Annotated in this window: 8 protein-coding genes and 1 pseudogene; 3 read left to right on the forward strand and 6 right to left on the reverse strand. The window is 43.4% G+C overall.

The features are described from left to right. Window positions 1-201 (forward strand): annotated as a pseudogene (locus K1M91_RS20805) (hypothetical protein); the annotation flags it as partial. Window positions 202-822: 621 nt separating this feature from the next. Here the strand turns inward: K1M91_RS20805 and K1M91_RS20810 are convergent. Further along, window positions 823-1,143 carry a hypothetical protein gene (locus tag K1M91_RS20810; RefSeq protein ID WP_232804182.1) on the reverse strand — a complete coding sequence of 107 codons (321 nt, stop codon included), beginning with the start codon at window positions 1,141-1,143 and terminating at the stop codon, window positions 823-825. A gap of 197 nt (window positions 1,144-1,340) precedes the next feature. Next, entirely contained in the window at window positions 1,341-2,303 is a 963-nt protein-coding gene (locus K1M91_RS20815; RefSeq protein ID WP_232804183.1) for a helix-turn-helix domain-containing protein, read from the reverse strand. A 113-nt stretch (window positions 2,304-2,416) separates the two neighbouring features. Between K1M91_RS20815 and K1M91_RS20820 the strand changes: the two genes are divergently transcribed. After that, on the forward strand, window positions 2,417-2,959 hold the full coding sequence (locus tag K1M91_RS20820) for a cysteine hydrolase family protein (protein WP_232804184.1): 543 nt from the start codon (window positions 2,417-2,419) through the stop codon (window positions 2,957-2,959). On the opposite strand, the gene K1M91_RS20825 is transcribed toward K1M91_RS20820, so the two are convergent. The 4 genes from K1M91_RS20825 to K1M91_RS20840 all read right to left on the reverse strand — a co-directional run bounded on the left by K1M91_RS20825 (window position 2,942) and on the right by K1M91_RS20840 (window position 7,124). Beyond that, window positions 2,942-4,267 (reverse strand): HAMP domain-containing sensor histidine kinase, encoded by a 1,326-nt coding sequence (locus K1M91_RS20825; protein WP_232804185.1) that lies wholly within the window; start codon window positions 4,265-4,267, stop codon window positions 2,942-2,944. The two genes, K1M91_RS20820 and K1M91_RS20825, sit on opposite strands and share 18 nt — an antisense overlap. 33 nt (window positions 4,268-4,300) lie before the next feature. Next, window positions 4,301-4,972, reverse strand: a complete 672-nt coding sequence (locus K1M91_RS20830; RefSeq protein ID WP_232804186.1) for a response regulator transcription factor — start codon at window positions 4,970-4,972, stop codon at window positions 4,301-4,303. 154 nt (window positions 4,973-5,126) lie between these two features. After that, window positions 5,127-6,494, reverse strand: coding sequence for an N-acetylglucosamine-specific PTS transporter subunit IIBC (gene nagE, locus K1M91_RS20835; protein WP_232804187.1), 1,368 nt, complete (start codon window positions 6,492-6,494; stop codon window positions 5,127-5,129). Window positions 6,495-6,641: 147 nt separating this feature from the next. Continuing rightward, on the reverse strand, window positions 6,642-7,124 hold the full coding sequence (locus K1M91_RS20840; protein WP_232804188.1) for a hypothetical protein: 483 nt from the start codon (window positions 7,122-7,124) through the stop codon (window positions 6,642-6,644). Between the two features lie 368 nt (window positions 7,125-7,492). Between K1M91_RS20840 and K1M91_RS20845 the strand changes: the two genes are divergently transcribed. Beyond that, window positions 7,493-8,089, forward strand: coding sequence for a GNAT family N-acetyltransferase (locus K1M91_RS20845; RefSeq protein WP_232804189.1), 597 nt, complete (start codon window positions 7,493-7,495; stop codon window positions 8,087-8,089). Window positions 8,090-8,293: the final 204 nt, after the last annotated feature.

Consider the following 8,293-nt stretch of genomic DNA (forward strand, 5'->3'; position numbering starts at 1 on the left):
TTACTTTTGGCGAAGCAAATTATAACCCTTTACCATGCTGCTCAAAAATCCATCGCGAAAGATCAACACGCCCTAGGCAATGTTCTTTTGTTCAATTACTTCTGGACCGGCATAGACATTCGCACTATGTCTTCTTGTTTAGTTGTAATAAAACTTAATGAATTTAACTCCCCTGTTGCTAGCTCATTGGCCACTTGGTAAGACAGCACGCGCGTAATACCAAAGCCTTGCTTGGCAACATTAATGGGCCTTGATTGGTGGTGACATTTAGCCTGCTGTTTACCCTTACAAGCACCTTCTTATTTTGCTTATCATTAAATTGCCAGTCATGACTCATGCTGCCGGCATTGACGTGACATGCAAAACCAGGCCCATGTGTCTCGCTCAGCAAAAGTGAGTCCTTAGTTCTTGATTTGTAAACTTTGCCAGTAATGGCCTATTTAACCAGAGCTAATAGTGGCAAAGATGTGGATAAATGAGTCATCAATAAAACCGCCTACAACAAGGCGCTTAAAGTCATTAGCTAAAATGCAATACCACTGCAGCGAAAATGCCTACAACAGCGGCCAGCCAAAAGTACTTATCGGTTAACATAAAATTATTCCTAAAAAATCACGGCGATTAAGGGTGCTTATCTGTTATACAGCCTAGCTAGAAATATCCAACTCATGCAATAAACGGCTCCCGAAGGGCGAGTTGTGTTGGTTGTCATGCTTTAATTGCTGATTTTCAACGTAGGATGACTATATTTTAAATCAGCGCCTTGCCTAACGGGAAACAAACTCTCGCAGAACAAGCATCTTGAAGTTGCTTGGGTATAGACTAAGCCACTTGTGATAAGTAAAACAAAATTGGATTCACAAAATAATTGACCAGCGCCGTTATCACAAGCACCAATCCACTTTTAATAGGATGTGCAATGAAGACTTTTTGCTTGTTATAGGCCATCAATATAGGTACAAAAAACATTCCGATAAATATTCCCCAAATAATCCCGACTTCAGTCGCTTCTGCACTGGTTGCAATATAAGGCGCTAAACTAGCGCGATAAAACTGGCCCAATAAACCGGCTACCGAAGTTGATACAGACACGAACAGCGTTAATAAAATGATGAACAATTTGTTTAAATAATGCTTTTGCATTGGCTTTCCTTTAATTTACAGCGCAGTAGCACACAGGGTGAACGCATGAGTGATTAATTATTATACGAATCGCCGTGAAATCATCCCTGATGGCTTAGTTGCTGCATCCATGCCGCAAATATTCGTCTAATAAGTAATCACAAATTGTTTGATATACATTCATGATCTTGCCCTGCAGCAGCACATCTTTGATTTCATTACCGGCTATCCGATTTATTGCTAAAACGTCGGCGAAACTCGCTGGGGCTTAACCCCATCACGCGAATAAATATTTTTCGACAAGCGCCAGCATCTTCATAACCTACTTGCTGGGCAATCCATTCAAATGACTGCGTTGAGCTTTCCAGCCACTCACAGGTTTTTTGTATTCTTACGCGCTGAATATACTCAGTTGGATTCAGCGTGGTGGCTTTGTTAAAGCGGCGGATCAAGGTGCGCTGGGTTAAAGCCGCTAAATCGGCTAACACGCTTAACGAAAGGGGTTGATGAATATTTTTTTGAATATAGCGCTGTAGCAATACCATTTGACTGTCACCATGGTCGAACCTTGGCGTAAATTGGGCATAATAACGCTGCTCTCTGCTTCCCGTATCCACCACCAGCAACTTGCCAAGCTGGCGCACCACACTCATTTGGCTATGGATTGCCACTACTTCAAATGCCAGATCTAACCAAGCCATCATGCCGCCCGCTGAAATAATATCACCATGATTAATAATTATTTTTTCGGCTTGAACTGGCGTGTGCGGGTAGTGGCGAGTAAACAAATCCGCTAAGCCCCAATGGGTAGTGATCGGCCGATGATCGGTGATCCCCGCACTGGCTAACATAAACGCACCGGCACAAGCACAAGCCATAATGCTGCCTTGTTGATATTGCCGCTGTAACCACAATAAAGTATCCGCAGCTGGCGCTAGATAATACTGGCTGTCGATGCTAGGCGGGATGATCACAACTTGATACTGTTCTATTTCACTATCAGCTTGTAAAACAGCGGCTAGCGCAGATTCTTTAATATGAGTCGATGTAAACTCAATAGCCATTCCCTGTTCACGTAACACTCTATTAGCCAAGGTAAAAACTTCCGTTAAACCAAATACCGCTGATGTTAAACAATCTTGATAATCCAGCACCGCTACCGAAATGGATTTTACATACATTATAACTTCACTCAATCAGTCAGTTTTGACCCTAATTATGTCATTTATGCCACTCAATAACGAATAGAATGCAAGGCATACTTGTTAAACATTAAACAATTCAGAGGTCAGTTATGTTGAAACAAGCACTTGTCGTGATAGATATACAAAACGATTATTTCCCCGATGGTAAATACCCATTGGCCAATACCGAGCAAACCTTAAACAATATTATCGCCGCGATTAAGCTGGCTGAACAAAATAACGCTGCCGTCATCTTTGTGCAGCACCTTGCTGATGCTGAGCAAGCGCCTTTTTTCAATAAAGGCAGCAAAGGTGCGGCTATCCACCCCAAGCTTATGGCCGCTTCGCCAACTAGCCCTGTGGTAATCAAAACCCATGCTGACAGCTTTGATCAAACTGAATTAACGCATCAATTAACCGTATTAGGTGTCGGGCAAATCTTACTGTGTGGCATGATGACGCAAAATTGCATTACCCATACTGCGCTATCGAAAGCGGCAGAAAAATATCAGCCAATCGTTTTATCCGATTGCTGCGCCAGTGTTGACGAAATGGTTCACCAGATAGCACTTAAAGCTATTGCCAGGCGTGTTACCTTGATGACTGCAGAACAAGCATTGTCGACACGGCCCTGCTCAATCGGCACGGCTTAATAGCAAACGCGCGCGCAGGCCGGGTTGGTTGTCTGATAGCACAATCCGGCCACCGTGTAATTGCGCCACAGTGTTGACAAATGCTAACCCTAAACCAAATCCTGAACTGCTGCGGCTGGGATCTAAACGTACCAGTTGATCGAGCACGCGGGTTTTGTCTTTATCATCAATGCCTGGGCCATTATCAGCCACCAGCACACCAAAACAGTCTGAAGCAATTTCAATTTGGCCACCGCTAGGTGTGTACTTAATGGCGTTGTCGATCAAATTACATAAAGCACGAAACAACAAATTGCGATTGCCCGACACTAAACATGCAACATCGCAACGGTAGCTCAGCAACTGACTTTTCTCTTTCGCGCAAGGCTCCATAAAATCCAACACATCTAAAATAATCGGTTTAAGATCAATCGGTTCAAGCGCAATGTTAGCTCGGCTCTGGCTTAGGTTATATAACTCCATCATGCCGCTAAAGGTATCTAATAACTGATTAAAATCTTGTTGCACAAAGCTCAACTCATCAGCCACTTGAGGGGCTAAATTCACTTGCTCTAATAAAGTGTCAATACGCAACTTTAATCGCGCCATAGGTGTTCGCAAGTCATGGGCAATGTCGACGGTGAGTGAGCGCAACCTTGATTCATTTTGTTCCATTTGCGCTAACATGGTGTTTAAGTGAATGGCTAATAAATCAAATTCATCGGTGGCAGCACTCACCTTTAATCGTACGCCGCGCTCACCGCACATCACCTGATTCATACTCTGATTCACTTTGTTTAAGCGGGTTAAAATATTGAGCGCAAACCAAACTGCCGCAGCAAACACGCCCATAAAAGGAACAAAGGTAGCCCACAAAAATCTAACATTTAAATTGTTTTGAAACTGTTGATAAACACTGTCGTTGATCCCTATAACCAGCGGGGTGCCGTCTTTTAACAACACCTTGGTCGCACGCATTCCTTGGCTCTGGCCTGTCGACTTTACATTAGCAATGGCGGGGTAATCTGGAATCGGCGTTGCAACATAATGGGGTGAAGCTTGATAGAGTTGATAATAATACAAACTGCTTTGTTTACGGGTATCGATACTTTTTATAATGGAATCGGTGTCAGCAACCGCTGCTAACTGACTGAATAATTGGCTTTCTTGTCGCAATAAATCATCCAAACTTTGTTGATAGGTTTGCAATGAATTTTGATACAGCTGTTGCATCAGCAAACTCATCACTAAAAATAAACCGCCGCCAAACCAAAGCAGCAATTTCAAAATACTAGAGCGGTACAACACATCACTGCTGATGGAGGCCATTAGACGCTCCAATACACTGGAAATCTGTCAACATTAGCGAATAACATATCCCGCCCCGCGTACCGTTTCGATCATATCATTTGCCCCCGCGGCTTCGAGTTTTTTACGTAAATTCGCAATGTGTACATCTATCACATTGGTTTTGGGGTCAAAGTGATAATCCCATACCGCTTCAAATAAACGCATTCGCGACACCACCTCACCAGCGTGATCCATTAAATAGTGCAGCAAAATAAATTCTTTGTTTTGCAGTTTTAATGACTCTCCACCTACGTCTACTTTATGGCTGCGCAGATTGAGCCGCAACGGCCCAATAATAAGTTCATGTTGCTGTGGTGAGTTTGCTTTATGGCGACGCAATATACTGTTCACTCTGGCTAACAATTCAGCCAAGGCAAAAGGTTTAGTTAAGTAGTCATCACTGCCTGCACTGAGTCCCGCCACCTTATCTTCAATGCTGTCCATGGCACTGAGAATAATTACAGGCGTGATAATACTGGCTGCGCGCAATGCCGCCAGTATTTGCATACCGTTAAGCTCTGGCAACATACGATCAAGAATAATCAGCTGATATTCACAGCTAGTCGCCATCATTAACCCCTCGCGCCCCTGCCCCGTGTCATCCACCACAAACCCTTCTTGGCGCAAAGCGGTAGTGACAAAATTGCGGGTGGTTACATCATCTTCAATAACGAGTATTTTCATTTTTAACAACCTGCAGCTAAACCTTTGCTTAATATATCATTTTAAACAAAAAAAGGTGGCCAATTTTGGCCACCAAAGGAAAGGAGCAACGCTTGGTTACCGCTACTCTCACCGCTCATCCCCCTCAACTAAAACGAAGGCAATGAGCCATGATTTAGCCATTAATGGCGTTCATTTCTCCGGCAATAATTTCTGCCATTGGACCAAGGATCACTTGTAAGTTTTTCTCGCCAACATGCACCACAGCTTTAGCGCCCAAGGCTTTTAACTGCGTTTCGTCCACTATTGCTTTATCCGCTACACTTAAACGCAAGCGGGTAATACAAGCATCAATCTGAGTTAAGTTGCCCTTGCCGCCTAACGCTTTGATATAGTCATGCGCTAATTGCGAACTATCCACTTCTTTATCAGCCACCGCCATCGGCTCTTCTTCACGGCCCGGGGTTTGAATGTTAAAAATGCGAATTGCTAACATGAACAAGCTGTAATAAGCCAGCGAGAAAGCCAAACCTAACGGCACTAACATCCAAGCATTTTTCGCCGCAGGCGCATTGAAAAACAATACGTAATCAATCAATCCCGCCGAGAAGCCAAAAGACATATGAATATCTAGTGCAGCCGCAACGGCCAACGACACGCCCGTTAAAATGGCATGAATAAAGTACAACACCGGCGCTAAGAACATAAAGGTATATTCAATGGGTTCAGTGATGCCGGTTAAAAACGCGGTAAAGGCAATACTTAACAACATGCCACCGACCGCTGGGCGATTCTCTTTGCGCGCACTGTGGTAAATAGCCAAACACGATGCAGGCAACGCAAACATTAAGATAGGATAAAAGCCCGATAGCATTAAACCCGCATCAGGGTCGCCTGCAGCAAAACGCAGCATTTCACCGGTTACGCCGTTGTATTCTCCCATCACGGTCCAAACGATGCTATTCAGGATATGGTGCAAGCCAATGGGGATCAGCAAGCGGTTGATAAAGCCGTAGCCAAACTTACCGCCAACTTCGCTATCAAGCATCCAATAACTAAACGCATCGATACCCGCGCTGACTGGCGGCCAAATATAGCTCATCAGCACCGCCAGCATTAACGCGCATAACCCGGTAATAATAGGCACAAAGCGCTTGCCGCCAAAAAATCCTAAGAATTCCGGTAAGCGAATATTGTGGTATTTATTGTATAACTCGCCCGCGAGGATCCCGATCATCACCCCGCCAAACACCCCTAAATTCAATGAGGGGTCTAGCACTTTTAGTGCCTCGGTCAAAATAAAATAGCCCACCATGCCAGCAATCGCGGCAGCTGCGTCATTGTTTTTACTTAAGCCAGCCGCAATTGCAGCGGCAAATAATATCGCCATCTGCGAGAAAATGGCATTGCCTGCGGCCTCAACAAATGGCATGGCAAAAACATCTGGCTGACCTAATCTAAGTAGCAAACCTGCTACCGGTAACGTAGCAATCGGCAGCATTAATGCTTTGCCAAGCCGTTGTAAATAACCCAATATATTCATCACTTCACTCCTTTATGCTAATTCGAGCTTTAGCATAAAAAAGTCTGAATTAAGTCATCCCTTGGCAAAGGTTAACTCTACTTAATGTTGGCTGTTAAATATACTTAATGTGATTTGAGTCGCTTAAATCATGACCTTAAAGCTTGTTTAAGAAACCTTAACTCCTTTGGCACGCAATGCCGCTATGATCTTTGGCTGCAGTCCAGAATGTTCACTAATCCGTTTCAAATTAGGCAAAACCAATAGCGGAGTTTGATCATGAACATTATCAAACGCCACAAATTCAATGGTCTCAAGTTGCGTCAGCAATTCCAGCCCCAATAAACTTTCAGGGCTAAAATCGTCACCCTCCCCATCCCAAGCAGGCATCATATTAAAATGAACTTCACAGCATTCAGCCGACAAACTGCGCACCTTAGAATATAAATCATCAGCAATTGTCACTTGATCGTATTGCTGCGCAATCTCTGGGATCAAGTCGTAGTAATCATATCTTGAATTGTCTTGGTGATATTCTCGATGATATTGCTTAAGCGCGATAGCGTTTAACTGCGGTTGCATGGCCGACTTAGCAGACAAGGCTTCAATGACTAAATATTTTAGTTTTTTGTCTAGTTCAATTGTTGGCATGTTAATTCCTTCTTTTTTTTCATCGTCGTCAATATCATGAAATAAACCCTAAAGCGCTAGCAAAGGGTTGAGTACGAAAAAATCATCAAAAATACTACAGCAATTTGGGACACTTTTTCTCGTTACAATCCTGTCACCATGCTCTGAATTCGCTAATTATTCATGAGCAAACCTGATGCATGAAGTTAAACCTTTTACGATTAAAGCATTACTTGGCGCTAATAAGCTTTTAATAGGCTTCACTTGGGCTTTGGTGTTACTCGAAAATGCGTTGATCGTGTTGATCCCCTTGTTCATGATTTTTATGTTCTGAGCGCCATATTGGTATTGATTGTCGCGTTGGTGGTAGCTAGGCGTAGGTTCTTGATATGAAAATTCGTATTGAAAAAGGCTGGGATTTAGCAAATTCATTGTTAACTGCTGAATTATATGAAGAAGCATTTGGTTTTAAATTTCTCCGAGCGATACCGAGTAAAAATCAACGTATTAACATTCTTTCAAAAAGTTTCATTCCTGACTATTCATTTGCAGCTTTCGTCGATACAAAAATGGTTGGATTGGCTGGCTTCAAAGTTGAATCCGGCTCTTTGACTGGAGGTATGGGGGCTGCAGAGTTAATCGATCAACTTGGTTTTTTCCGAGGCCTTTGGGCGTGTTTAGTTTTCAGCTTATTTGATCGAGAGCCGGAAAAGCTACAATTGGTTATGGATGGTATCGCTGTTGATAGTGCATTCCGCGGGCAAGGTATTGGTTCATTACTACTGGATAACATTATTACTTATGCGCAAGAGAATAACTTCGAATCAGTGAGGTTAGATGTTATTGACAGCAATCCACGAGCTAGAAACCTGTATGAATCAAAAGAGTTTGTCGCATTGAGGGATGAAAGTTTCATTCATGTAAAGTGGTTAGTGGGTTTTTCAAGTGCTACAACGATGGTATTGGATCTAACAAAAATTTCTTAAGAATAATGGCGTTAGAGAAGCCATCAGCTCGGACGGCAAGCAGCACGATCAGGGTCAGGTCTTGCGTTTTGCCACTATGCGAGCTTCCCTACCCCGTAAACGCCCCATGATCCCACGGGCTGATGTCGCTAATGTTTGAAGTTCCAAGGCAGGAGCGCATCGATATCTGGCTCCGCTTTCGCTAACTCCTGCATACACTTGACC

The sequence above is a fragment of the Motilimonas sp. E26 genome (assembly GCF_021278025.1).
Taxonomy (GTDB): Bacteria; Pseudomonadota; Gammaproteobacteria; order Enterobacterales; family CBDFNC01; genus Motilimonas.

Bases quoted from the DNA above. Each gene is read 5' to 3' on its own strand.
- K1M91_RS20810 (WP_232804182.1), bottom strand. From the start codon at position 1,143: ATGCAAAAGCATTATTTAAACAAATTGTTCATCATTTTATTAACGCTG.
- K1M91_RS20815 (WP_232804183.1), bottom strand. From the start codon at position 2,303: ATGTATGTAAAATCCATTTCGGTAGCGGTGCTGGATTATCAAGATTGT.
- K1M91_RS20820 (WP_232804184.1), top strand. From the start codon at position 2,417: ATGTTGAAACAAGCACTTGTCGTGATAGATATACAAAACGATTATTTC.
- K1M91_RS20825 (WP_232804185.1), bottom strand. From the start codon at position 4,267: ATGGCCTCCATCAGCAGTGATGTGTTGTACCGCTCTAGTATTTTGAAA.
- K1M91_RS20830 (WP_232804186.1), bottom strand. From the start codon at position 4,972: ATGAAAATACTCGTTATTGAAGATGATGTAACCACCCGCAATTTTGTC.
- nagE (WP_232804187.1), bottom strand. From the start codon at position 6,494: ATGAATATATTGGGTTATTTACAACGGCTTGGCAAAGCATTAATGCTG.
- K1M91_RS20840 (WP_232804188.1), bottom strand. From the start codon at position 7,124: ATGCCAACAATTGAACTAGACAAAAAACTAAAATATTTAGTCATTGAA.
- K1M91_RS20845 (WP_232804189.1), top strand. From the start codon at position 7,493: ATGAAAATTCGTATTGAAAAAGGCTGGGATTTAGCAAATTCATTGTTA.